The organism is Mesorhizobium sp. NPDC059054, from assembly GCF_042739215.1.
Taxonomy (GTDB): domain Bacteria; phylum Pseudomonadota; class Alphaproteobacteria; order Rhizobiales; family Rhizobiaceae; genus Mesorhizobium.
The window spans coordinates 526,714-550,706 of record NZ_JBHYHV010000005.1 but is presented as its reverse complement, the minus strand read 5'-3'; the positions used below and the strand labels follow the sequence as shown (position 1 = coordinate 550,706).

Below are 23,993 nucleotides of genomic sequence, written 5' to 3'. Positions count from 1 at the left end.
TTGGCTCTTGGCGGTAGGGGCCGAGCGAGAGGGGGTAGAAGTTGGTTGCCGCATTCGTCCAGGATGGGCTTGACCCGTCAGGCGCCGATCACGCGTAGCGACCTGTCGAGCGTGGTGAACGACTTGAAGCCTTCCCGGGTGATGAAGCCGGTGTCTTCCACCATCATCCCGCCCCAGCCCGGTTCGTAATAGGGCGTTTCGAGACAGAACGTGGCGTTCTCCCGCAGGACGGCCGTGCTCTCGGGCGTGATGACCGGCCATTCGTAGACCGACAGGCCGATGGCATGGCCGACATGCTGGCGTCTGTAGGGCGAAAGGCCTTTCTTCTCGACCGTCTCGACGCTCGCGTCGAACACGTCGCGGGCAACGGCGCCGGTCCTGGCCATCTCGAAGGCGGTTTCCAGGCCGGCAAGAAGAGCATCGTAGCGGGATTGCTGCAGCCCGGTCGGCTCGCCCATCACCGCCGTGCGCGCGATGTCGGATTTGTAGCCGTAATAGCTGCAGCCGATGTCGAAACGCAGAAGGTCGCCTTTTTGCAGCGGACGTTCCGCGCTCAGCACGTCGGCCAGCGCGCTTGCGGAGCCGCCGGCGACGGTGACGTTGCGCGGATAGCCCCCGGCGGCCGACATGGCCGCCGCCACGACGTTCGACACCTCCTTGTCGGTCACCCCGACCGCAGCGGCGGCAATGCCGGCGTCCAGCGCCCGTTCGGTCATGTTGGCGACATGCTTGAGAAGCGTGTGTTCAATCGGCAGCTTCTCCGCCCTGAGATCGAGCATCCACTGGCCCGCATCCTCGACGCCGGCGGACCAGGCCTCGACGACGGCCCTGGCCTTGTCGGATATGGCATGCCAGTCGACGAGCGCCTTCGTGCCGCGCAACCGGCCGAGGGCATCCTTCAAAGCCGCGTCGAAACCGGCATGTGTGACATCGAGGGTCGACGAGCGCGTTTGGCCGCTGAAGAAGAAGCGGCCGAAGGGAACCACATCGTCGGGCGACAACCCACTATCGATGGCAGGCGCGAAATCGGCTGACGGCGCCACCAGCATCAGACGGTCGGCTGTCAGGATGACGGCAAACGGATGCGATCTGCTCAGCATTGCCGGCATGCTCTCATAGCCGCTGACGTAGAGGACGTTTTCCGGCGCGCTGACGATCAGCACATCGGCGTTGGAGCGCGCGAGCCATTCGCGCGTGCGCTTCAGGCGCTGCGCGGCCAGTTCGGAAAGAGACACGGGTACCGGAATGAAGGTCATTGCATTGCTCATTGCTGTGGACGGCATGCGCCGTTTCTGGATCGGGGCGGGACGGGGGAACGGAGCTAGAGAACCTTGGACAGGAATTCCCTGGCTCGCGGCGAGCGCGGATTGGCGAAGAAGTCAGCAGGTGCGCTTTCCTCGGCGATCACCCCGCCGTCCATGAAAGCGATGCGGTCGCCGACTTCCCGGGCGAAACTCATTTCGTGGGTGACGATCGCCATCGTCATGCCTTCCCTGACCAGGGATCGGATGACTTCGAGCACTTCCTTGACCATTTCCGGATCGAGCGCCGAGGTCGGCTCGTCGAAAAGCATCGCCTCCGGTTCCATGGCCAGTGCGCGCGCGATGGCGACGCGCTGCTTCTGGCCACCGGAAAGACGATCCGGCCGGGCATGGGATTTGTCGGCAAGTCCGACCTTCGCCAGCAGTCCGTGCGCAAGCTCCTCGGCCGCGGCCCTGCTCATTTTTCTGAGCCGCACCGGCCCGAGCGTGATGTTGTCCAGCACGCTCATATGCGGGAACAGGTTGAAGTGCTGGAACACCATGCCCATCCGTTGCCTGAGCCGGTCGACGAGATACTTGCTGTCGAGGATATCGACGCCGTCGAACAGCACTTCCCCGCCCGTCGGCTCTTCCAGCCGGTTGAGGCAGCGCAGGAACGTCGATTTGCCGGACCCGGAAGGACCGATGATGCAGACGACATCCTTCTTGTCGATCTTCAGGTTGACCCCTTTGAGCACGCTGAGCGCCCCGAACTCCTTCGTCACCGCCTTGGCTTCGATCATCGTGAAATCCTCCGCTCGAGCGCGAACGACAGGCGTTCGACGATGAGGAAGATGAGGAAGTAGATGATGCCCACCATCGTCAGCACCCGGACCGTGTCGAAGTTCATCGAATAGATCGTCTGGCCGGACATCGTCAGCTCGGCGACGCCGATGACCGAAAGCAGGGACGTGTCCTTGAGCGTTATGCTGAACTGGTTCGCCAGCGCGGGGATCATCCGCCACACGGCTTGCGGAAACACGATGAGGCGCATCGTGCTCCAGTAGGTGAAGCCGATCGACCTGCCGGCCTCGGTCTGCCCCCGGTCGACCGACTCTATTCCGGCACGGAAAATCTCCGACAGCATGGCGCCGGTGAACAGGGTCATGGCGATGGTCCCCGCGACGATCGCAGGGATCCTGACGCCGAGCAGGAGCGGCAAGCCGAAGTAGATGTAGAGGATCTGGATGAGCAGCGGCAGGCCGCGGATCAGGCTGGTGTAGCTTCTCGCGATGGCTTTCGCGACACGGCTGTTCGATATCTGCATGAGAGCCAGAACCGCTCCCAGGACAGAGCCGAGCACCATGGCCAGAAACGTGACGACGATGGTGAACCACGCTCCGTGCAACAGGGCCGGCAGATAATTGAGGATCGGTTCCATGGTCATGCCCGAAAAGGCACGCACCTGTCGCCAGATGCGTGCGAAGGAAAGTCATTCGGCAACGTAGGTCTTGACGATCTTTTCCAGTTCGCCGGACTTTCTCAGCTTTTCGATCCCGGCATTCAGGATCGGCGTCCACTTGCTGTCCTTCGGCAAGGCGAAGGCGATGTCCGTGGGGTGCTGCACCTCGCCGACGATGCGCAGGGTGGGCTTGTCCCCCTCCAGCGAGATCCGATAGGCGACGATGGCCGAATCGAAGAATATGCCGTCGGCGTTCCCCGACTGGACGGCCATCAGCAGGTTCGCCTCATCCGCCATGGCGCGCACGTCGACACCGCGTTCGGGAGCGATGCCCTGCAGAACGGAAAGCGCCGCCGACCCCTGCTGTGACACGATCGTCTTGCCCTTGAGGTCGTCATAGCTTTTGATCGGGCTGTCGATCGGCACGGCCAGCGCGCTCCCTTCGGTAAAGAAGGGTTCCGAGAAATCGATGATCTTCTTGCGCACGTCCGTCACGAAGAAACCCGCCACAGCGACATCGATCTGATGGGCCTGCATGGCCGGGATCATGGCGTCGAAACCCATGGGGTTCAGGTGGATCTTGAAACCCTGATCCTTGGCGATGGCGTTGAGGAGATCGTAGGTGATGCCCTTCTGCTGGCCGTTGTCCACGTAGGAGAACGGCGGCGCCGTCATCAGGATGCCCGCTTCGATTGTGTCCGACGGTTTCTCGTCGGCCTGGGCCGGCGCCTGCTGCGCCATGAAAAAAGCAAGTCCCGCCGTCAGCGCAAACCTGCCGATGGATGCAAATACACGCATGGATCCTCCTTGTTCCCCGATTGATGCGTTCTTAATGTGTATCTATAATCGGTTCACTGTACCGTTAACTGAATGAGTCGGAACGGTCAATGCAAATTGTGCGGGCCCGGCCGCCAGCTTGACAGGGGCTCGAAATGAACGGAATAAATCCGCGTTTCTATAATCGGGACAGCAAATCGATGTCTGGAAGCCAATCTCTCGATCGCGGCCTGGCGGTGCTCGAGCTCCTCGACAATTCGCCCAGACCGGTCGGCATTCGTGAGATCGCGCGTCAGGTCTCCCTCAGCCCGACGATCGTCCAGCGCCTCGTCAAGACCCTGGCGGACCACAACTATGTCAAGCAGGACGAGGAGACCCGGCGCTACAGCATCGGTTACCGCGCGCTGAGCCTTGGCATGTCGCTGGCACGGACGGACAATCTGATCACCTATGCCCATGCCGAGCTCGAAAAACTTGCCGAAGAGCATCAGCTCAACGGATATCTCGGCACGCTCCATGGAACGCGCGCGGTCTACCTGCTCTCCGTGCAGGGGAAAGGACCGGTGGCGATCCGCAACGAGCCGGGAGAGGTGACCCACCTGCATACCACCGCGATGGGAAAGGTCCTCCTCGCATCGCTCACCGACGAACAGGCGGCGACCCTGATGGGGCCGGGGCCGATGGCACGGGTCACGGAAGCGACCATCACGGATCCGCGCCAATTGCTGGCCCAGTTGGAAAGCATTCGCGCCAACGGCTACGCCACCGTCGTCGACGAGAATATCGCCGGCGTGACCTCCGTGGGGGCGCCCGTACGCGGCGTTTCCGGACGCATCATCGCCTCGTTGAGCGCTGCCTATGTCCGGCAATTCTGTCCCGACCTGACGGTCGAGGCCGCGGCGCGCCTGCTGATGGACGCTGCGGGTCGCCTGTCGGCCAAGCTCGGCTACGCCTCGAAATAAACAGGCCGTTCCCTGGAAAGCTGTCGGCGCCCTTGACAGGCGCGGGACACGCACGTTAGCTATTCATAATCGTAACAGTGTTCCGATTATAGAAACATATTCTCGCTACCAGAGACCACCTCCATGCATGATCATACGATTTGCGTTCAGCATCCCGAAGCTCCGATGGCAGGTTACGCCAGCCTGACGACGCCGACCTATCGCGCTTCGACGATCGTATTCGACAGCGCCGCCGCCTATGCGGCACGGAAGGACCGCGGTCCCGACGGCTACACCTACGGCCTTTCCGGAACGCCCACGACCAAGGTTCTGGAACGCCAGATCAGTGAACTTCATCAGGGCAGCCATACCGTGATCGTGCCATCCGGGCAGGCAGCCATCGCGATGATCATGCTGGCTGTGCTGAAGCCCGGCGATCGCGTGCTCATCCCCGATACCGTCTACCCTCCCACCCGCGCGCTGTGCCGCAACTATCTCGCCGCTCGCGGGATCGACCATGTCATCTACGATCCGGTCGGCCCGATCGAGGAACTGCTCGATTCACGGACCAGGCTGGTCTGGATCGAATCTCCGGGTTCCACCACGATGGAGGTCCAGGACGTGGCGGCGATCGTCCAGGCCTGCCACGCCCGGAATATCCTTGTCGGCTGCGACAACACCTGGGCAACGCCGCTCCTGTTCAAGCCTCTGCTGCACGGCGTCGACTTCGCGGTCGAGGCGCTGACCAAATATATCGGCGGGCATTCCGATCTGCTGCTGGGTTCGATAACGGTCCGCGACAAGGATCATTTCGCCGTGCTCAGGGAGACGATGTCGACGCTGGGCATCGGCGTTTCGCCGGATGAATGTTCGCTGGCGCTGCGTGGCATCGAGACGATGGCCGTAAGGCTCCGGCATGTCGGCGCGGTCGCTCAGCGGTTTGCGCAGCGCCTGTCCGATCAGCAGGCCGGCTACACGGTGCTGCATCCCGCTCTTCCGGGCGCCGCGGGCCATGAAATCTGGAAACGGGATTTCGAAGGAGCCAGCGGGGTGTTCAGCGTGGGGTTTCCCGCACAGGCCGCAACCCGTCTCAACGAAGCGCTTCAGGGTCTCGCGCTGTTTGCCATCGGGGCATCCTGGGGAGGCACGCATAGCCTTCTCGCACCGATGTCGGTGGAGAACGACCGCCATTTCGGCCCGTATGGTAAGAGCCTTCTGCTGCGCGTGAGTATCGGTCTCGAGGACGAAGCGGAGCTGTGGCGGGAGCTTCAGCGCGTCGTATCCGTGCTGGATAGCTCTGCCGAATAGACAAGCTCCCCAACTATTCAGATGATCGCAGCTCCCGCGCCAGCCTTTTGCCGCCGACCGCGCTCACTGAGGCTGAGATCGCAGGTATTGTACCGGGCTGAACGGTGTTTCGTAGCCAGGCTATCCAATAATTTCCACGCTTTCATGCGATGTGATTTGCAGCAGCAGGCACTGGCCCCGGTTCAGCCTTAGTTCGGCTTATAGCGTTTCTGCGGCGGAAGGGCTGTTTGGCTGGAGATATCTGCCTTGCAGCACTCAAAACAAATCCTGGTGACAGGTGGCGCTGGATTCCTAGGTTCATTCCTATGTGAACGGCTTTTGGCCCAGGGTCACGAGGTTATCTGCGTCGACAATTTCTTCACCGGCAGTCGGTGGAACGTCGCGCATCTTGTTTCGAATCCGGCGTTCGAACTCATTCGTCACGATGTGACGTTTCCCCTCTATCTGGAGGTCGATGAGATCTACAATCTGGCTTGTCCCGCAAGCCCGGTCCACTACCAGCACGATCCGGTGCAGACGACCAAGACCAGCGTGCACGGCGCCATCAATATGCTCGGCCTCGCCAAGCGGTTGAAGGCCAAGATCCTGCAGGCTTCGACATCCGAGGTCTATGGCAGTCCCGACATGCATCCTCAGCAGGAGGGCTATTGGGGCAATGTGAACCCGATCGGGCCTCGCTCCTGCTATGATGAGGGCAAGCGCTGCGCCGAAACGCTGTTCTTCGACTATTGGCGCCAGCACGCGCTGCGCATCAAGGTTGCACGGATCTTCAACACCTACGGGCCGCGCATGCATCCGGACGATGGCCGCGTCGTCTCCAACTTCATCGTGCAGGCACTCCGCAACCAGTCGATCACCATCTATGGCGACGGCACGCAGACCCGCTCCTTCTGCTACGTCGACGATCTCATCACCGGCCTGATCAGCCTGATGGAGACGTCCGACGAGGTCACCGGCCCGATCAACATCGGCAATCCCGGCGAATTCACCATGTTGGAGCTGGCGGAGCTGGTGCTGGAGCTGACCGGCAGCCGTTCCAAGATCGAGTTCCTGCCCTTGCCGATCGATGATCCCAGGCAGCGGCAGCCCGACATAAGCGTGGCCAAGGACGTGCTCGGCTGGACACCGCGCACGCCACTGCGTGAGGGCCTCGGCAAGACGATCGCCTATTTCGACGGGCTGCTGTCTTCCAATCGCAGCGGACATGTCGCCGCCGAATGAAGACCGTTCTTGTTACCGGCGGCGCCGGTTATGTCGGCTCGCATTGCTGCAAGGCGTTTGCTCGTGCGGGCTGGACGGTCGTGGTGCTCGACAATCTCTCGCGCGGCTGGCGCGGGGCCGTGAAATGGGGACCGCTGTTCGAGGGCGATATTGCCGATGCCGATGCCGTCAGCACGGCTTTGGAACGTTACCGTCCGGATGTGGTCGCCCATTTCGCCGCCTATGCCTATGTCGGGGAATCCGTTTCCCGGCCGGAGATCTACTATCGCAACAACAGCTCCGGTACGCTCGTCCTGCTCGAGGAGATGATGAAGGCCGGTATCGGCAGGCTGATCTTCTCCAGCACCTGCGCATCCTACGGCATTCCGGTGCGCACGCCGATCGACGAAGAGCATCCGCAGGTGCCGATCAATCCTTACGGTTGGTCGAAGTTCATGATCGAGCGGATGATCGAGGATTTTTCGCGGGCGCATGGCCTCAGCGCCGTGATGCTGCGCTATTTCAATGCGGCGGGCTGCGATCCCGATGGCGAGATCGGCGAATGGCACGAGCCTGAGACCCATGTCATCCCGCTCGCCATCGAAGCGGCTCTGCGGCAGGATCGCACCTTCACCGTCAACGGCACGGATTTCGACACACGCGATGGCACTGCGGTGCGTGACTATGTGCATGTCTGCGACCTGGCGCAGGCGCATGTGCTGGCCGCCGAAAAGCTGCTCGGCAGCGAGGGCGCCCATGTCTACAATCTGGGGACCGGCAACGGGACGACGGTAAGCGAGCTGGTCGAGGCCGTCAGCCGGCTCTCCGGATCGCCATTGCGCGTCGCGCATGGACCGGCACGGGCCGGCGATCCGCCGATCCTGGTCGCCGCGCGCGGCAAGGCCGAACGGGAGCTCGGCTGGGTGCCTGCGCAATCCGGCATCGACCGCATCGTCGAGACGGCACTGGCCTGGTATCGAGGCCGGCTCTAGTTCCGAAGCAGTCTGTCGAGAGCACCACCGACCGCCTCGAGCGAGAATTTCTGTTCGACGCGGCGACGCGCGGCCAGCCCGAGCCGCCGGCGCAACGCTGTATCAGCCTGCAGCCGTTTCAGGCCGTCGGCGATGTCCTGCGGCCGCTCCTTGGGAACCAGCAGGCCGCCCGACATTTCGCCGTCGGCAAGGATATCCGGCAAGCCCTGTGCGTCGCTCGCCACCACGGGAAGACCGCAGGCCATAGCTTCCAGTGGCGCGACCGGCATTCCTTCGGTGCGGGAAGCCGTGACATAGACATCCGCCGCCGAGAGCCATTGCCGCAGCAGGGCGCGGTCCGTCGTGTAGTCGGAAAGCCAGCGCACATTGGTCAGTCCGCTTTCCTGCAGCAGCGCCGCAAACGGCTCGCGATCCTGGCCGGAACCAATGATCACCAGCTCCGCCCGCGGGTCGCCGGCGAAGGCCGACCACGCTTGCAGGAGGATGTCGAGGCCCTTCCTGCGGATATCGATGCGTCCGTGGTTGATGACGACAAAGGCGTCCGCCTTCAGGCCGAGCACGGCGCGTGCTTCCTGGCGTTCGCTCGCCTGCCACTCCTGCACGTCCAGCGGGTTCGGGATGTCGACGACGTTCAGCCGCAGGCGCCGATAGGCATGCGCGATCCGCTCCCTTTCCGCCGCTGAGGCGACGATCAGTCCGCGGCAGGCGCGCAGCGAAAGCTGCCGGGCGACACCCTCGATCCAGGACAGCGTGCGGTCGCCGCCCTGGAACGTCGCATAGAGTGGCAGGCTCATGCGCCATGCCAGCCAAGTCAGTGCGTCGAAGCGTGTGTATTCGTATTCCTGGGCCAGGATCATGTCGCATCCTGTGCGGGTCAGCACCTCGCGGAACGCCGCGAGCGGTGTCGCCTGCCAGCGCCGTAGGCTGTAGGCGGCATCCGATCCTTCCTTGCGGGCTCGCCAGCCGGGCACCACCCATATCGGCGTGCCGGTGGCGGCGTGGTCGAGGCGGGTGATCTCGCCGACACGCTCGGAGGCGCAGACGATGACGGGCGTGTATCCTGCCAGTTGCAGCGCCGCCGCATAGCCGAACAGCCAGCCGCCGGTCATGCGCCCGGCGAAATCCTCAAGCCGCAGCCCAATCGGGTCGAGGAACTCTTCCGCCACGTCTCCCCACGGAAACAGGGCAACAACGGTGTCGCTCATTTGCGCCAGGCGAAGGCCGTTTCGGTGCCGCGCGTCGATGGCCGATGCAGCATGTAGCCAACCGCTGTCAGCGGCGCCGCCAGCGCGTAGAGCAGCTTGCGGCGGCGCGGGCCGAGCCGTGAGAAGGCGACGTCGTGGAAGAAGGCGGTGACCGGATTGATGAAGGTCGCGCGGCGCTCCGCCGGTCGGCCGAACAGGGCATCGAGTTCGGGGTCGCTATAGCCCCGGCGTACATGGCCCCATTCGCGCATGAGTTCGGATTCGTGCGGGCAGTATCGCCGCATCGCCTTGTAATAGGGATAGTGCCACTCGGCCTCCGGCGTGGAGACGAGCACGCAGCCGCCGGGACGCACCACTCGCAAGGCCTCCTGCGCGGCGCGGTCGTCCTCTTCGATATGCTCGAGCACGTCGAACAGCGTCACCACGTCGAAGCTGTCGTCCGGAAAGGGCAGGGCGCGTGCGTCACCGCAGATGAAGACCGAGCGCTCCCAGCTCGGCTGGCTGTCGGCCAGAGCTGGATCGATGTCCAGCGTGACGATGTCGGCTTCCGGATAGAGCAAGCTTGCCATGCCGCTGCGACCGCCGCCGACCTCCAGCACGCGCCCGCGCCCTTCCAGGCGGGGCGGCGCGACACGATGGATGGCCCGCATCTTCTCGCGATAGAACAACCCGTCGGTCAGGCCGTTGGGGAAGGGGTTGCCGGCGAGGAATGTGCCGAGCGGCGCCTTGTGGCTCATCGGCCTGCTCCTTCGGCGGAAAGTTGCGGCGCTCGCTGTCTGCGCCATTTCGGGCGCAGCAGGAATTGCAGGCCGGCGATCCAGCCCGCCACTTCCGCCGTCAGCGTTTCCGGCCGACCCTGGCGCCCCTCCAGCAGACCCTTGAGGAAGGTCTTCAGGAAATACACGGGAAGCTGACCGAAGATGCGCTGGAGATTGCCGCGGTCGCCGAACGCGTCATATTGCGCGACGAGCGCGGCGACGTGCCCCTTCATGTAGGAGCGGGCCTGGTGCCGCAGCTCCGGCAGTTCGCGGCGATGGTGATGGAAGACCACGGCGCGCGGCTCGTAGAGGCAGGCGCCGCCATGGGCGAGCATCCTGTACCAGAGTTCGGAATCCTCGGAGCAGCCGGCAGCTCCCGCGCCCAGCCGTTCGTCGAACAGGCCGATGCGGTCGAACAGCGCACGGCGGAAGGCCATGTTCGCACCCGCGCCGATCTTCCACACATGCGCCCCGTGCGGCCGCGTCTCTTCGAGGAAACGATGGTCGAAGCGCAGCGGCACGAAGGTCGTGCCGAAGCCGCCCATGTCGAGCTGGAAGATGCGCTGCGCCGGCGTGTCGAGCCGGGCCGGCAGCACCAGGCCGGCCAGCGCCTCGACATCCTTGTCCGCAAAGGCACGCGCCACCTCGGCGGTCCACCCCGGATGAAGCTCGACGTCGTCGTCGGTGAAGGCGACGATGTCGTGGCTGCTCGCGCGAATGCCGGCGTTGCGCGCGACGCTGAGCCCCGGGCGCGGCTCGTGCACATGACGCACTTGCGGAAAGCGCTGGCAGATCGACGCTGCACCGCCATCGCGCGAATTGTCGACGACGATAATCTCGCCGGCAGGGCTGTGCTGCGCCGTCACGCTGGCCAGGCATGCGGCCAGCGCCTCGCCGCGGTCGCGCGTGCAGATTACGACCGAGATGTCGCTGGCGGATGCGGCTGCCGCGGTGGCCAGACGGTCCAGTTCGTCGACGAGATCCGCCGCTTCCGCAAGGTGCGTCAGCGTCAGCGCCTGCTTCGGCCTGCCTTCGAAGGTGGCGCGCAGCGGCGCGCCGAGCGCCGGGCTGCGCGAAGCGAGCTGGGCCGCGCCATATTCCGCCGCGAACTGCCGCAGCTGGGCTTCGCCGAAAGGCAGTTCCTCGGCAAGCGAGGCCCGCATGCCCAGCGGCAGGTCCTTCCACCAGAAGACAGAGAAGGCCGCGGCGTCCCCCGCATGGCTGTCGCTGCGTGTGGTGCTGAGGTCGATATGTCTCACGGCAAGCGCCGTCATGGGTTGGACTCCCGTATCGCCTGCACGCGCGAACGCGAGCGGTCGTATTCGCCGGCAAGGCCACATATGCCGCCCCAGATCTCGGCAAGGCCGAACTTGACGTCGCGGCCGCGAAGACCGCGCATGGCGCGCGCCAGCGCCCGGCCCTGGTCGACGAACCACCAGCGGACCATGGCGCGGTGGCGGGCGCGCAAGGCTTGGTCGCTGCGCCGGCACTTGACCAGAAACGCCATCATGCCGAGTCCCCAGGACCAGTATTGCCGCCTCAACTGGGCGATCGTCTCGCGATGCTCGTGGTAGACGGCGAATTGCGGCTCGTAGACCATCGTGCGGCCGGAACGTAGAACGCGGTAGAAGATATCGAGGTCGCCGCCGCCGGGCAGCGGCGCGCCGGTGTCGAGCGCCTCGTCGAACCCGCCGAGCGACATCAGCAGCGCGCGCTCGAAGGCCATGTTGCAGCCGGCACCGAGCACGCCCGTGCCGACGGGGTGAAGCGGATTGTCGAAGCGGGCGTTGCGGAATTCGTTACGGTAGAAGCCGCGCCCGAAGCCGCCGCGCTGTTCGAAATAGACCTGCGCTTCGGTGTCGAGCCGGTAGGGCAGAACCAGCCCGGTGAAGCCGCCTGCGTCGGGATTGTCGCGGCAGGCCTGGGCAAGGCCCTTCAGCCAGTTGCGGTCGACGACCACGTCGTCGTCGAGATAGGTGATCAGCGTGCCGGTGGCGGCCCGCAGGGCTGCGTTGCGGGCGAAGTCGAGCCCTGCCTTGGGCTCGAAAACGTAGCGGACCCCGTCAAAACGCTCGACCGCTTCGCGTGTCGCCGTATCCGTCGAGGCATTGTCGACGACGACGATCTCCAGCGCCTCGAACGGCGAGTTCGCGCGTACCGCCTCCAGCGAGGCAAGCAGCCGCGACAGCCGCTGCGCCCTGTCCTTGGTGCAGATCGCGATGCTGAGCGAGGGCAGCTCCACATCGGGCGCGTCCGCTGCCAGCTCGTCTTCGAGCTTTGCGATGAGCACGCGTGGGGCGAAGTAGTGGTCCGTAAAGACGCCGAGCTCGCCGACGGCAAAGGTCGAGCCGGCGGGGCGCGAAATCATCTCGAAACCGACCAGCCGGTCGTGCCAGCGCGCGATCAGCCCGATGCCGTTCTGTTCCGGCGCAAGCTCGATCGCCTGGAAGGGCTTGGACAATTCGATTTCCACGATCCGGTATGCCATCCCGCGTCTACCTCGCCGCCACGACGGACAGGTGTCCGGCCTGAAGATTGTAAAGCCGGGCAAAATGGCCGGGCTGCTCGAGCAACCGGTCGGGTGGGCCGACCTCGACGACACGCCCCTTCGACATCACGATGATCTGATCGGCTGCGCGCACGGTCGAAAGGCGGTGTGCGATGACCACCAGCGTGCGGTTCTGCGAGAACTGTTCGAGCGCCAGCTGGAAGGCCTGTTCGGTCTCGACGTCGAGGGCGTTGGTCGCCTCGTCGAGCAGCAGGATGTCGGGGTCGCGCAGGATGGCGCGGGCAAGGGCGATGCGCTGCCGCTGTCCGCCGGACAGCCGCATGCCCTGGTCGCCGATCCTGGTGTCATAACCCTCGGGCAATGCGGCGATGAAGTCGTCGGCCCTGGCGATCCGAGCCGCTTCCCTGATCTGGTCAGGGTCGGCATCGAAATCGGCATAGCCGATGTTTCCGGCGATCGTGTCGTTGAACAGCGAGACATCCTGCGACATCACCGAGAGCCGTTCACGCCAGCTGTGCAGGTCGAATTCGGGCAGTGCGGTTCCGTCGGCGGCGATCTCGCCCGAGCTTGGGTCGCGGAAGCGGAACAGCAGCGACATCACGGTCGACTTGCCGGCGCCGGACTCGCCGACAATCGCCGTGGTCTTGCCGGCAGGGATGCTGAACGAGACGTCGTCGAGCGCCAGCGGTTCGCCGGGCGCATAGCGGAACGAGACGCCGCGGAACTCGACTGCCTGCCGGACCGGCTGCACGGGGAGGCTTCCACTCTTCAGGAAAGGCGTGTCGGTGGCGCGCAGGAAGTCGTCGACATCGTCGATCGCCGCGCCGATGCCGTCGAGCGCGATCTTCGACTGCAGCAGTTCCTTGACCGGCCCCTGCAGGCGGTAGAGCAGCGACAGGAAAGCCGCCAGCGCGGCGATGCCGGTGCCGCTCCGTTCCGCAGCCAGGATCAGGATGCCGATCATGATGGCGATCGACATCTCCGAAACCGGTCCCGGCGCCGCCCACAGCATGTCGAGGCGCAGCAGCCGCTGGCGTACCCGGTCCGATATCCGTCGCAGGCGCTGGCTCTCATAGTCCTCGCGGGCAAAGGCGCGGATCAGCTGCAGGGCGTTGATGCTTTCCCACATGCGCAGCCCGAACTGCTTGTTCTCCTCAACGACCGCCTTGCCTGTCTCGTCGGCGCGGCGCGTCGCGAAGCGGATGGCAAATGCCGCCACCGCAAGGAACAGCAGCGAAAGCAGCGTCAGGCTGACCGAGATCGCCAGCATCAGCGCGACGAAGACCACGAAGGTGCAGGCGCAGATGATCAGCCGGTAGCAGAGGCTGAGCCCCTGGCTGAGCTTCCAGGTGTTGTTGGCGATGGTGGTGACGATGTCGGCGCGCTTGCTTTCGACCCGGTAGTCGATGCAGGAGCTGATCGTCTGTTCGAACACCCGGCATCTGAGCTGATGCGCGACCTGTCCGTCGACATAGCGGGTCACCCAGGTGTTGACGAGGTTGACGGCGATCTTCAGCAGGATGCTCACGCACAGCACCATCACCAGAACCGCTGTCACATAATGCTCGGGGATCGGCGACAGGATGCGCTCGAACAGCGGTCGCCACCGGCTGGGCTCCGCCGTCGCACCGAGGCTTTCGATGAGCGGGATGAACAAGAACAGTCCTGCGCCTTCCAGCACGGCCCCGACGAGTCCGAGCGCGACGATGGATGGTCCGGCCCAGGAAGGTGCATCCGCCAGGCGGAAGATCCTTCGCATGCGCGCCAGAAGCGACGGCCTCACCATGCCATCTCCTCATAGGGCGGCCTGGGCTGGGCGCCGCGCACGCGCCGCCAGCCGGTCTTGGCCCATTGCGGCACGAGCCGGGCGCGGCAATAGGTGTCGAGCATGCCGGGCAGGCGCGACACCGCCATGCGGGGTTCCAGCGCCAGCAATTGCCGCATCAATTCGCCGGCGGCGAGCAGGCGGCCGCCGACCAGTGCCCGGACGACGAGCCATTGCAGCATGTCGACCAGATGCGCATCGAGTTCGCCGCGCAGCTCCGGATGCTTTTCCCTGAATTCGGCAAAGACGATCTCGCAGGAGCGCAGCATCTGCTTCACGTCGCTCGACATGTTCGTGTTGGTCATGCGGTAGCCGACCAGATATTGCGGCACGACGCGGAACTCGAACTGTTCGGCCACGCGCAGACAGATCAGCATGTCTTCGCAGCCCTGCGCGTGTCGGTCCCGCAAGGAGGGATCGAAGCCGCCGGCGGCTTCGAAGGCGGCGCGGCGCAGCATCATCGAGCTGCCATTGCCGACGAAGTTGTTGCGGCACATGGCCTGCAACACCCAGCCTTCGGCCAGCGGGCGGTTGTTGAGCGAATAGACGCGGCTTTCGGCATCGATCTGCGCGAACCAGCAATAGGCAAGGCCCGCAATGGAGCCGGCTTGCTGCAGCGCCAGGACTTGCTGTTCCACCTTGGAGGGCGCCCACAGGTCGTCGGCGTCGACAAAGGCCAGGAATTCGGCATCGGTAGAGGCGGCGCCGAAATTGCGCGCGGCGGCCACGCCGCTGTTCTGTTGCCTCAGCAGGCGAATGCGCGGGTCCCGCCGCGCGTAGCTCTCAACGATGGAGGCCGATGCATCGGTCGAGCCATCGTCGACCACGATGATGTCGAGCGCGCCATAAGTCTGGCGGCAGACGCTTTCCAGCGTCGAACCGACAGTGCGCTCGCCATTGTACATCGGTACGATGACGGCGACCGGAACGTTGTCGATTTTCACCGGGCAGCGGTCCTCGAACGGTCAGGCCCGCGGCGATACATGCTGGAATCCGACATCGATGAAACTCCTGAGCACAAGTTCCCTTGCCCAAAAAGCCCAATGCCACCCGTAGTCGCGCCGATCGAAATGATATCCCGACACGCCGGTTGCCATGGCGCGCCGAGCAACGCGTCTGACATAGGGTGAACAAAAATGGTCACATTGCGGCGCGGCAAGGCACTGCCTGCTGCTGTCCGGTCAGCTTTCTTAACAGTGTGAAATAGCTTTTGAAGCCTAGGGTACAGCCTTCAAAGACCGACTGAATGTCTGAGAAGAGATCGGATGCTGAACGGCAGCTATCACTGAGAAGCAAATCAAATCCGACCGTTCGCAACCGGCACCAAAACCGCCGCTGCTGTCACGGGTAGAGGTAGTACTTGGACCATTCCTCTTTGAGGATCTTGTCTCCGATCCGGTAGCCGAAGTTCAGCACCTCCATATGATCGGGCGCTGTTTCGCATTTGAATTTCAGCCGGTACCACTCGCCCCGGCTGCGGAAGGCAGCAACCTTGCTCTTGATGGAATCTTCCGTCATTTCCGGCTGGCCGAAGGCATAGGCCACGACCCGGTCGGCCTTGTAGTGCGGGTCGTCATGCGTGATCCGGTCGAGCACCTCCGCGTCGCAACGCTGTTCCAGCCGCGTCTGCGGATCGAGCTTCAGCAATCCGGCTTTCAGGCGACTGTCGAGGGCATGGGCTGTTGAACTGGCCGCCAGGATGGCGAGCGCGGTGAGCAAGGCTGTTCTCATGGCCCGGGAAGCCACCATATTTTGTCCGACTAATCAACCCGTCACGAAGCCTCACGCGGGGACAGAAGGGCAAACCCCGCGACCGGTAACCGGCAACGCACCGCGAGACCCGCCGAGTTTGGCCGAAATGCCAAATAATTTGTCCTGATCGCCAATTTCGGACAGAGACGGCCTCGCCTACGCTGTCTGGAGGGTGGATTTCTCGTTGATGTTTCTGTTGCGCGCAGCCGTGGGAGCGGCCGGCGGAGGGGCGGCTTGCGCTTCGCATGGCGCAATCAACGGGGTCGCATCGCAAGACTTGAAGCCGCGCCGGCTTCGAGTAGGGGAACCTTGGAGGAGAAGATGAAAGAAAAACCCTTTACCGGAGCCGAATATCTCGAAAGTCTCCGGGATGGCCGTGAGATCTATATCTACGGCGAACGGGTCAAGGACGTTACGACCCATCCCGCGTTCAGGAACAGCGCGCGCTCGATCGCACGCCTTTACGATGCGCTTCACGACGATACCGGCGGCGTGTTGACGACCCCCGTCGACAACGACCAGGGCACGTTCACCCACAAGTTCTTCAAGACGCCGCGCACGGCCCAGGATCTGCGCGAAAGCCGGGACGCCATCGCCGCCTGGCAGCGCATGGTCTATGGCTGGCTCGGCCGCACGCCCGACTACAAGGCGTCGCTGCTGGCGACGATGGATGCCAACAGTGCGTTCTATGCGCCTTACCAGCAGAATGCGCGCGACTGGTACAGGAAGGCGCAGAACCGCGTTCTTTATCTCAACCACGCCATTGCCCATCCGCCGATAGACCGGCACCTGTCGACAGATGCCGCCGGCGACGTCTGCGTGCATGTCGAGAAGGAAACCGACGCGGGCATCGTCGTTTCGGGCGCGAAGGTCGTGGCAACGGGCTCGGCGTTGACGCACTACAATTTCGTCGCCCATTACGGCATGGTCATCAACAAGAAGGAATATGGCGCGGTCTTCATCTCCTCGATGGACACGCCCGGCGTCAAACTGATCTCGCGCGCCTCTTATGAATTCCAGGCGGCGGCGGTCGGCAGTCCTTTCGACTATCCGCTGTCCAGCCGGCTGGACGAGAACGATTCCATCCTCGTCTTCGACAAGGCGCTGGTGCCGTGGGAAAACGTCCTCGCTTACGGTGATATCGAACGCAGCAGTTCCTTCCTGGTTCGCTCCGGCTTCATTCCGCGCTTCACGCTGCATGGGATGACCCGCCTGGCCGTCAAGCTGGATTTCATTGCCGGCATGGTGCTGAAGGCGGTGGAAGCCACCGGGGTCAAGGATTTTCGTGGCGTGCAGGCCCAGATCGGCGAAATCATCGCCTGGCGCCATCTGTTCTGGTCGCTCACCGAGGCCATGATCGCCAATCCGACCGTATGGGAAGGCGATACCATGCAGCCCAACACCGAGGCGGGCCTGGCCTATCGCGTTCTGGCGCCCATTGCCTACCAGCGCATCAAGGAGATCATCGAGAACAATGTCGCCAGCGGCCTGATCTATGTGAACTCCAGCGCCGCCGACTGGAAGAGCGGCGAGATCCGCCCTTATCTCGATCGCTATCTGCGCGGCTCGCACGGCATCGAGGCGGTCGATCGCATCAAGCTGATGAAGCTGCTGTGGGATGCGATCGGAAGCGAGTTTGGCGGTCGCCACGAACTCTATGAGCGCAACTATGCCGGCAACCACGAGGATACGCGCATCCAGACACTCATGCACGCGCAGGCCACGGGTCTTGCCGCCGACTGGCGCGGCTTTGTCGAGAAGTGCATGGGCGAATATGACCTGGACGGGTGGACGACGCCCGACTTCGTAAACCCGGATGACATCAGCCTGATTGGCCGTCGGTGAAATCCTTCACGTGGCGCAGGAGATGCCTGCGCCACCATCCTGGGTGGTGATCATGACTGATGTTTCGCCTGCTGCGATGCGCAAGACGCTCGGCCGTTTCTGCACCGGCGTCACGGTGATCGCGATCCAGCATGAAAATGGCGTTCACGCCATGACTGCCAACGCGTTCATGTCCGTGTCGCTGGAGCCGCCGCTGATCCTGGTGTCGATCGACAAGCGCGCCAGGATGCGGAACTATCTCGACCGGCCTGGCTGCGCCTTCGGCGTTTCGGTGCTGCATTCCACGCAGGAAGCCGTCGCCTGGCATTTTGCCGGCCGCCCCGTCGCCGATGGCGAGACGGCGATCGACGTCGACGAAAACGGCTTCCCGTTCGTCATCGGCGCGATCGCCCACGTCGCCTGCAGCCTCGAGCAGGCCCACGACGCCGGCGACCACACGCTCTATATCGGGCGCGTCTCGCGCCTGTGGAGTGGAACAGGCGAGCCGCTGCTGTTCCACAGCGGCAAGTTCGAACAGATCGAAAAGAGGGTGCTGGACGAACGCTGGGCCTGACGGAGTTCAGCCCGCCAGAATCCGGCTCGCGAAACGGCGGGGGGTCACGCCGACCTCCTTCTTGAACATGGTCACGAAGGAAGCGGGGCTTTCGTAGCCCAGATCCTGTGCGATCTCCTTGATCTGCCGGCCTTGCATCATCAGCGTCGCCGCCGCCACGACATGGGCGTGGCGGCGCCACTTGTCCAGGCTCAACCCGGTTTCGGCCTTGAACAGGCGTGCCATGTTGCGCTCGCTCATGCCGATGCTTTTCGCCCAGCCCGGCAATGTCTTCTTGTCGTCCGGCTTGGCCAGCAGCGCATCGCAATAGGCACGCAGGCGTGGATCCAGCGGCAGCGGCAGATCCAGGAAACCGGGCGGGGCGGCGAGCAGCTCGTCGATCAGCACCCAGGAGAGACGATCCTCCGGTCCGCCTGTCTCATAGCTGTCCGGCAGCAGCGCCATCCTTTGGATAAGCGCCTTCAGGAAGGGCGAAACGCCGACGGCAAAGCAGCTCGAATGCATGCCTCGGGCGATCGCCGACTGCATGAAGATGACGAACCCGGTAGCGTCGCCGATGCTGCGAAACCGATGCACGATGCTGCCTGGGACCCAGATGCCGCTCTGCGAGGGAGCAATCCAGACCCCTTCATGCGTCTCGAGCCTGACCATGCCGCTGGTGACGAAGATCAGCTGGCCCTGCTCGTGCTGATGAAAGGGCAGGTTCCAATGCTCCGGCACGTCTTCGAGATTGGCAACCGAAATCCGCGCCGTGCTGTTGTGAGGGTATTTCGTGTCGAAGTCGCTCAGCGCTTCAGGGACAGCTATGGCACGCACTGGTCATCCGCTTCGCTCCCGTAGCGATCAATGACGGGAGATTAAAGGCTGGGACAACGGATTATCAAGTGAGGGATGACGGTGTCGATCGGACGCTTCACGCACGTCGCGTGCCACGCTTCATCGTTCCCCGATCTCGATTGTGGAGAACAGCTCGTCGACCTTGCCTTGCAGCCGGTAGCCGCCCTTGTCGTAGGTCAGGTCGAACCGTGTCGTCTTTCCCGGCCGCTCGTCGGTCTGGCAATCGTCCGCCGTGGGTTTCGAGGTGGCGAGGGTTTCGCTCTGCTCCACTTCGAGAGCGCGGTAGCGCGCGCTGGTTTTCGGGCCGAGCGTTACGGTGCGCTTCACCGTGGTCATCTCACCCTGGCAATTGCCGTCGTTCTCGCCATTGCCGCGCTCCACGATCAGCCCGTCCAGCACGCGTTCGATGCGGCCTTTGTCGAAGGTGTAGAGCCACAGCGCCTGCTCGTTGTAAGGGTTCACCCGCGAGCTGCCATATTGCGTGGTGCGCAGGCCGAAGGCGCGCAGGCCCTCGGTGACGTCGTAGCGGGCCGTATCGAGGCTCATGTCGCTGAACCGGATCGCGTCGGAGAAGGCCATGCCCGGTTCGAGGCGCCGCGCCAGCGGCTTGCCGGCGCGGTTGGTGACGAGGATTTCGACATCGCCCTTGTTCGAGCCCTCGTCGGCTGGTTTTGCCTCGAGCAGCGGTACGGCAGCCAGCATCAGTTCCGGCCGCCAGGGCCAGGCCTTGCAGACAACGTCGTCGGGCTGGATCGAGCGCTCGAAATCGCCGCCTTTGACCAGCAGGCCGTCCTCGCTTTGCTGCGCATTCGGATAGGCTTGGGCGAGCAAGGGCTCGGTGATGGCGCATTGGGCGAGCGCCGGGGCAGGCAGGATGAAGGCGAAGACGGCGAGGGCAAGCTTCATGGAGGCGTGTTCCGGGAAGGGCGGTCCGACATCGATACACGAAGTCTATGGTCTGGCGTAGCCGCCCTGGTGTTTCCGGACCGCCGGTGATGGCCGCAACGGTCCAAGCCCGGGGGCGCAGCGTAGCAAAAAAGCCCGCCCGCTACGCCAACCTCTGGCGCTTCGGTGCCTCGAACAAAGTCCGGACGCTTTCCGCCGGCGCCGGCCGGCCGACGTGGAAGCCCTGGGCGTGGTCGATGTCGAGCCTGCGCAGCAGTGCCATCTGCTCCTCGCTTTCCACCCCTTCGACCAGGATTTTGGGGCCCCGGTTCCGGAGCAGTCCGACAATGTCCTGGAACATGGCGCGGCCGCGCGGCGTCACGCAGTCGTGCAGGAAGGAGCGGTCGATCTTCACCGTGTCGAAATCGATCAGCCTGAGCCAGGAGAGACCCGCAAAGCCGGTACCGAAATCGTCGAGCCAGACCTTTATGCCGAGCAGCTTCAGGTCGCTGATGCAGCGCAGCACATCGGAATGCATCTCCATTTCCAGCCCCTCGGTGATTTCCAGGGCGAGCCGATCGCCGGTCACGCCGGCCTCGCCGAGCGCGGCCGCCACGGAGGCGGCGAAACCCGGCGCCTTCAGTTGGACGGGGGAGACGTTGACGCTGATCGTGCGGATGTGCTCGTTGGACATCAGTTCGCGGCAGGCTGTCCTGATCGCCCAGCGGCCGAGTTCCAGGATCGTCCCCGTCCGTTCCGCCACAGGGATGAACAGGCTGGGCGGCACCGCCGTCTCGTCCGGCATGGTCAGGCGCATCAGGGCTTCCATCGCCTCCACATTGCCGGAGCGCACATTGGCGATGGGCTGGAAGACGAGGGAAACCAGCCTGCGCTCGATGGCGATCTTCAAAAGCGCCGCGATATTCTCGCTTTCGTCGCTGGTTTGCGGATCGTTCGGGTCGAAAAGATGCACGCAGTTGCGGCCGTCGGCCTTAGCCAGATACAGGGCTCGGTCCGCCTCCTGGATGATCCTCTCGAGCTTGGTTCCTGCCTCATCCCGCGTGAATGCCGCGCCGACCGAGACCGTCACCATCTGGGAACCATCCCGGCGCTCGTTGTGGGTGATCGCCAGCGCTTCCACTTCCCGGCGGATGTCCTCCGCGAGATCGAGGACGTCTTCATGTCTTTTCAGTTGGGCCAGAACGATGAACTCTTCGCCGCCGTAGCGGCCGATGGAAGCGTTGCGTCGCTCCACCACCAGGTGGCGCAGGCTGTCGGCAACCTCCATCAGGCAGCGGTCGCCCTTCTGGTGGCCGTAGTAGTCGTTGAACCGCTTGAAGAAGTCGACGTCGATGAGCAGCACCGCAAAAGTGCTGCCATCACGCTGCCAGCCATGCCACAGGTCCCGCAATCGCTCGTCAACGGCGCGGCGGTTTTCCAGCCCGGTCAGCGGGTCGGTCCGCGACAGCTTCAGCAGCGCCTTGCCTCTCTCCGTGGCTTCCCTGTGCTGGTTTCGAGCTTCGAGTGCATTCAGGAAGACGTTGAAGCGCTCCCTGTTCAATTTCCAGTTTATGTAGGAGGTGAATACAAAACACGAGATGTAAAAAGCGCCAAAGACCAGCTTGTAGGTCAATGTCGATGGTATGAAATAGTTCACCGCATAGAGTATTGAAAGGATAATGGCTGATGTGATGACAGAAAACCTGAACTGGAACGTGAAGAACAGGTTGGCGCTCATCATGAATATGGTTCCGAAAACCATATAGTATGAAACGCTTTCCTGATTGCCGCTTGCAGCCGTTGGCACCAGCCAGCCGATATAGCCAAGGATGATCGCGCCGGCGCAGGTGACGTCCAGCCACTTGGTGGGTGCGTGGAAGCGCAGCAGGGTTTCCAGGGTGAGAAGCGCGGTCACGCCGACCGCGAGGCGCGCCGCGATGGTGTAGAACGCGACATCCGGCACCAGCAGAATGTCCGAGAAGGCAAACAGCAGGTAGATGACGACGGCGATGTAGAGTCCTGGACGGGCTGCCGTTCTGCGTGCGGCCTGGGATTCCTTGTGGAAGAGCGCCCGCAATTCGGCGGCCTCGGGCAGAGCCTCCGTCTGGATGGCCGGCTCCACGGGCGCGAGTTCACCCACTGCCGATATCGCATAATTGCTCATCGCCGAGAGACCTCTCAGGAGGGGCTTTTGCAACCCGTTTGTTGCTTCCGGCCTCAACGCAGAACAGCTCCAACGTGCGAGGGCGATCTCGGCGACTCGCAGACTATGCGGGGTCAGGCAACAAGGTTGGGTTAATCGCGCACGGAATCCGGCGCGAAATGCTCTGGCGCAATCAAACGCGGTAAATGGTGCGTTAACGATAACGTTAGAATGCGACCCAGCGCGGCTTTGCAGGGGGACGGCTTCGCGCTATGAACGTGCCGGGCTGTTAACGGGTTGTTAACCATAGGGGTTTCGGGTGGCCACTGTCCTCGACGGCAAGAGTCTGATTACGGAAGAAACGATCGCAGCCAATCTCGGAAGAGGGCTGGACGACCGAAGCGAAGCCTTCGAAACGGCGCGCGCCGAGCTCGCGCTCATCCTGCTCACCACGCAGCAGCAGATCGCCCTGAAGAAGGGGCCGGCTGAAATCATCCGCCCGCTGATGGCGCGTCTCGAGGCGCTGCGGCTGAAGCTTCATGACGACACCTGGAACGCGCTTGCGCCGATCATCCAGAACCACCCGGTGCTCGACTATTTCCTGGAAGACCCGCTGACACGCTGGTCGTTCGAGAAGCCGCGTGGCTATTCCGGCGACGCCGAGCTGCTGGACTACATCTATTGCGATCCGCATGTCGCCGACGCTGTCGCCGGCGCTTCCGAAATCGGCAAGGCGCTCTATGCCTATACCCAGAACGTGCCTTCCTGCGTGGCGGCGCGGGAGCGGCGCGACCTACTCGCCCGCTATGTCGACGCAATTGCCGAAAAGCGCGGACCTGAAACCGAGGTCCTGGCTGTCGCCGCCGGCCATCTGCGCGAAGCGAACCTGTCCACCGCCTTGCGCGAGAAGCGGCTGAAGCGCTGGGTCGCGCTCGACCAGGATCCGCTCAGCGTCGGCCTCATCTCCCGCGACTTCGCCGGCACCGCGGTGGAAACGGTCGACGGTTCCGTACGCACCTTGCTGACCAGGGGCCACAAGCTCGGCAAATTCGACTTCATCTATGCGTCGGGCCTCTACGACTATCTGCAGGACAAGGTGGCGGTGAAGCTCACCAAGACCTGCCTGCAGATGCTGAAGCCGGGCGGCACCTTCCTGTTCGCCAACTATGCAGAGGGCAATCCGGACGCCGGTTACCGCGAAACCTTCATGAACTGGGTGCTTCTGCTGCGCTCCGAAGCCGACATGTGGAACGTCGTCAACGCCAGCGTCGATCGCAACAAGGTCGATGTGCAGGTGTTCTTCGGCGAGAACCACAACGTGCTCTACGCGGTGATCGAAAAGCACGATTGAGCGCTTCTGGCACGCGAGGCCCGGCGATGCCGGGCCTTTGCCTTGGCACGTCGGGCGGTCCGGGCGTGAACATCACCAACGTTCCGGAATGGATCCCCGACACTCTCCAGTCGCTTTGCTCCTTTCGAGGTCGAGGATGACGGTTGCATGGGTGGCCGGCGCAAATTGTCGGCGTGGCGCGCTTGGCAGGTCTGGTTTTCTGTTCACCATCGCCGATTACCAGCGTTTCGCCCTCGTAGATCGCCGGTGCGGGGTGCCAGCGTCAACAATTAGCGCCGGCCATAAATGAAGCCAGTCATCCTCGACCTCGGAACGACCGTAGGGAGTGGAGAGTGTCGGGGATCCATTCCGGAACGCTGACAAAGGCACCGCGGTCCAGATCCAGCTTCTGTGCCTGCCGCACGTCCTG

The 23,993-nt window shown here is 63.5% G+C and carries 21 protein-coding genes; 7 read left to right on the top strand and 14 right to left on the bottom strand.

Annotated elements, in window-relative coordinates:
* Positions 1–77 precede the first annotated feature (77 nt).
* Genes ACFWXH_RS23510 through ACFWXH_RS23495 form a run of 4 tightly spaced genes read right to left on the bottom strand, consistent with a single transcriptional unit; the run spans position 78 to position 3,501 of the window.
* Positions 78–1,283: a M24 family metallopeptidase gene (locus ACFWXH_RS23510; protein WP_379123740.1), complete on the bottom strand. Its 1,206-nt coding sequence runs from the start codon at positions 1,281–1,283 to the stop codon at positions 78–80.
* Positions 1,284–1,321: 38 nt separating this feature from the next.
* The gene (locus ACFWXH_RS23505) at positions 1,322–2,044 is read right to left on the bottom strand and encodes an amino acid ABC transporter ATP-binding protein (protein WP_379123739.1); all 723 of its coding nucleotides are present in this window, start codon (positions 2,042–2,044) and stop codon (positions 1,322–1,324) included.
* Positions 2,041–2,688: an amino acid ABC transporter permease gene (locus ACFWXH_RS23500; protein ID WP_379123738.1), complete on the bottom strand. Its 648-nt coding sequence runs from the start codon at positions 2,686–2,688 to the stop codon at positions 2,041–2,043. Before ACFWXH_RS23500 ends, ACFWXH_RS23505 begins: the two co-directional genes overlap by 4 nt.
* Positions 2,689–2,733: 45 nt before the next feature.
* Positions 2,734–3,501 (bottom strand): transporter substrate-binding domain-containing protein, encoded by a 768-nt coding sequence (locus tag ACFWXH_RS23495; protein WP_379123737.1) that lies wholly within the window; start codon positions 3,499–3,501, stop codon positions 2,734–2,736.
* Between the two features lie 179 nt (positions 3,502–3,680).
* On the opposite strand from ACFWXH_RS23495, the gene ACFWXH_RS23490 reads away from it, so the two are divergent.
* The 4 genes from ACFWXH_RS23490 (at position 3,681) to galE (ending at position 7,921) form a co-directional block, all read left to right on the top strand.
* Positions 3,681–4,442: an IclR family transcriptional regulator gene (locus ACFWXH_RS23490; RefSeq protein ID WP_054311289.1), complete on the top strand. Its 762-nt coding sequence runs from the start codon at positions 3,681–3,683 to the stop codon at positions 4,440–4,442.
* Positions 4,443–4,565: 123 nt separating this feature from the next.
* Positions 4,566–5,729 carry a trans-sulfuration enzyme family protein gene (locus ACFWXH_RS23485; RefSeq protein ID WP_379123736.1) on the top strand — a complete coding sequence of 388 codons (1,164 nt, stop codon included), beginning with the start codon at positions 4,566–4,568 and terminating at the stop codon, positions 5,727–5,729.
* Between the two features lie 246 nt (positions 5,730–5,975).
* The gene (locus ACFWXH_RS23480; RefSeq protein ID WP_379123735.1) at positions 5,976–6,950 is read left to right on the top strand and encodes a UDP-glucuronic acid decarboxylase family protein; all 975 of its coding nucleotides are present in this window, start codon (positions 5,976–5,978) and stop codon (positions 6,948–6,950) included.
* Entirely contained in the window at positions 6,947–7,921 is a 975-nt protein-coding gene (gene galE, locus ACFWXH_RS23475; protein WP_379123734.1) for a UDP-glucose 4-epimerase GalE, read from the top strand. The genes ACFWXH_RS23480 and galE overlap by 4 nt, the downstream gene beginning before the upstream one ends.
* On the opposite strand, the gene ACFWXH_RS23470 is transcribed toward galE, so the two are convergent.
* The 7 genes from ACFWXH_RS23470 to ACFWXH_RS23440 all read right to left on the bottom strand — a co-directional run bounded on the left by ACFWXH_RS23470 (position 7,918) and on the right by ACFWXH_RS23440 (position 15,949).
* A complete protein-coding gene (locus ACFWXH_RS23470) occupies positions 7,918–9,126 on the bottom strand; it encodes a glycosyltransferase family 4 protein (RefSeq protein ID WP_379123733.1) in 1,209 nt (402 codons plus the stop codon). The two genes, galE and ACFWXH_RS23470, sit on opposite strands and share 4 nt — an antisense overlap.
* Complete coding sequence (locus ACFWXH_RS23465; protein WP_379123732.1) at positions 9,123–9,863, bottom strand: class I SAM-dependent methyltransferase; 741 nt, start codon at positions 9,861–9,863, stop codon at positions 9,123–9,125. The genes ACFWXH_RS23470 and ACFWXH_RS23465 overlap by 4 nt, the downstream gene beginning before the upstream one ends.
* The gene (locus ACFWXH_RS23460; protein ID WP_379123731.1) at positions 9,860–11,158 is read right to left on the bottom strand and encodes a glycosyltransferase family 2 protein; all 1,299 of its coding nucleotides are present in this window, start codon (positions 11,156–11,158) and stop codon (positions 9,860–9,862) included. The genes ACFWXH_RS23465 and ACFWXH_RS23460 overlap by 4 nt, the downstream gene beginning before the upstream one ends.
* The gene (locus ACFWXH_RS23455; RefSeq protein WP_379123730.1) at positions 11,155–12,372 is read right to left on the bottom strand and encodes a glycosyltransferase family 2 protein; all 1,218 of its coding nucleotides are present in this window, start codon (positions 12,370–12,372) and stop codon (positions 11,155–11,157) included. Before ACFWXH_RS23455 ends, ACFWXH_RS23460 begins: the two co-directional genes overlap by 4 nt.
* Before the next feature lie 7 nt (positions 12,373–12,379).
* Positions 12,380–14,179 carry an ABC transporter ATP-binding protein gene (locus tag ACFWXH_RS23450; RefSeq protein ID WP_379123729.1) on the bottom strand — a complete coding sequence of 600 codons (1,800 nt, stop codon included), beginning with the start codon at positions 14,177–14,179 and terminating at the stop codon, positions 12,380–12,382.
* Positions 14,173–15,162 carry a glycosyltransferase family 2 protein gene (locus ACFWXH_RS23445; RefSeq protein ID WP_379123728.1) on the bottom strand — a complete coding sequence of 330 codons (990 nt, stop codon included), beginning with the start codon at positions 15,160–15,162 and terminating at the stop codon, positions 14,173–14,175. The genes ACFWXH_RS23450 and ACFWXH_RS23445 overlap by 7 nt, the downstream gene beginning before the upstream one ends.
* 397 nt (positions 15,163–15,559) lie before the next feature.
* Entirely contained in the window at positions 15,560–15,949 is a 390-nt protein-coding gene (locus ACFWXH_RS23440) for a DUF930 domain-containing protein (protein ID WP_379123727.1), read from the bottom strand.
* A gap of 342 nt (positions 15,950–16,291) precedes the next feature.
* Between ACFWXH_RS23440 and ACFWXH_RS23435 the strand changes: the two genes are divergently transcribed.
* Complete coding sequence (locus ACFWXH_RS23435) at positions 16,292–17,815, top strand: 4-hydroxyphenylacetate 3-hydroxylase N-terminal domain-containing protein (RefSeq protein WP_379123726.1); 1,524 nt, start codon at positions 16,292–16,294, stop codon at positions 17,813–17,815.
* A 52-nt stretch (positions 17,816–17,867) separates the two neighbouring features.
* Positions 17,868–18,368 (top strand): flavin reductase family protein, encoded by a 501-nt coding sequence (locus ACFWXH_RS23430; protein WP_379123725.1) that lies wholly within the window; start codon positions 17,868–17,870, stop codon positions 18,366–18,368.
* Positions 18,369–18,374: 6 nt separating this feature from the next.
* On the opposite strand, the gene ACFWXH_RS23425 is transcribed toward ACFWXH_RS23430, so the two are convergent.
* The 3 genes from ACFWXH_RS23425 to ACFWXH_RS23415 all read right to left on the bottom strand — a co-directional run bounded on the left by ACFWXH_RS23425 (position 18,375) and on the right by ACFWXH_RS23415 (position 22,254).
* A complete protein-coding gene (locus tag ACFWXH_RS23425) occupies positions 18,375–19,184 on the bottom strand; it encodes an AraC family transcriptional regulator (protein ID WP_379123724.1) in 810 nt (269 codons plus the stop codon).
* Between the two features lie 120 nt (positions 19,185–19,304).
* Positions 19,305–20,111, bottom strand: a complete 807-nt coding sequence (locus ACFWXH_RS23420; RefSeq protein ID WP_379123723.1) for a hypothetical protein — start codon at positions 20,109–20,111, stop codon at positions 19,305–19,307.
* Positions 20,112–20,253: 142 nt separating this feature from the next.
* Positions 20,254–22,254 carry a putative bifunctional diguanylate cyclase/phosphodiesterase gene (locus ACFWXH_RS23415; protein ID WP_379123722.1) on the bottom strand — a complete coding sequence of 667 codons (2,001 nt, stop codon included), beginning with the start codon at positions 22,252–22,254 and terminating at the stop codon, positions 20,254–20,256.
* Positions 22,255–22,552: 298 nt separating this feature from the next.
* On the opposite strand from ACFWXH_RS23415, the gene ACFWXH_RS23410 reads away from it, so the two are divergent.
* Positions 22,553–23,584 carry a class I SAM-dependent methyltransferase gene (locus ACFWXH_RS23410; protein WP_379123721.1) on the top strand — a complete coding sequence of 344 codons (1,032 nt, stop codon included), beginning with the start codon at positions 22,553–22,555 and terminating at the stop codon, positions 23,582–23,584.
* Positions 23,585–23,993: the final 409 nt, after the last annotated feature.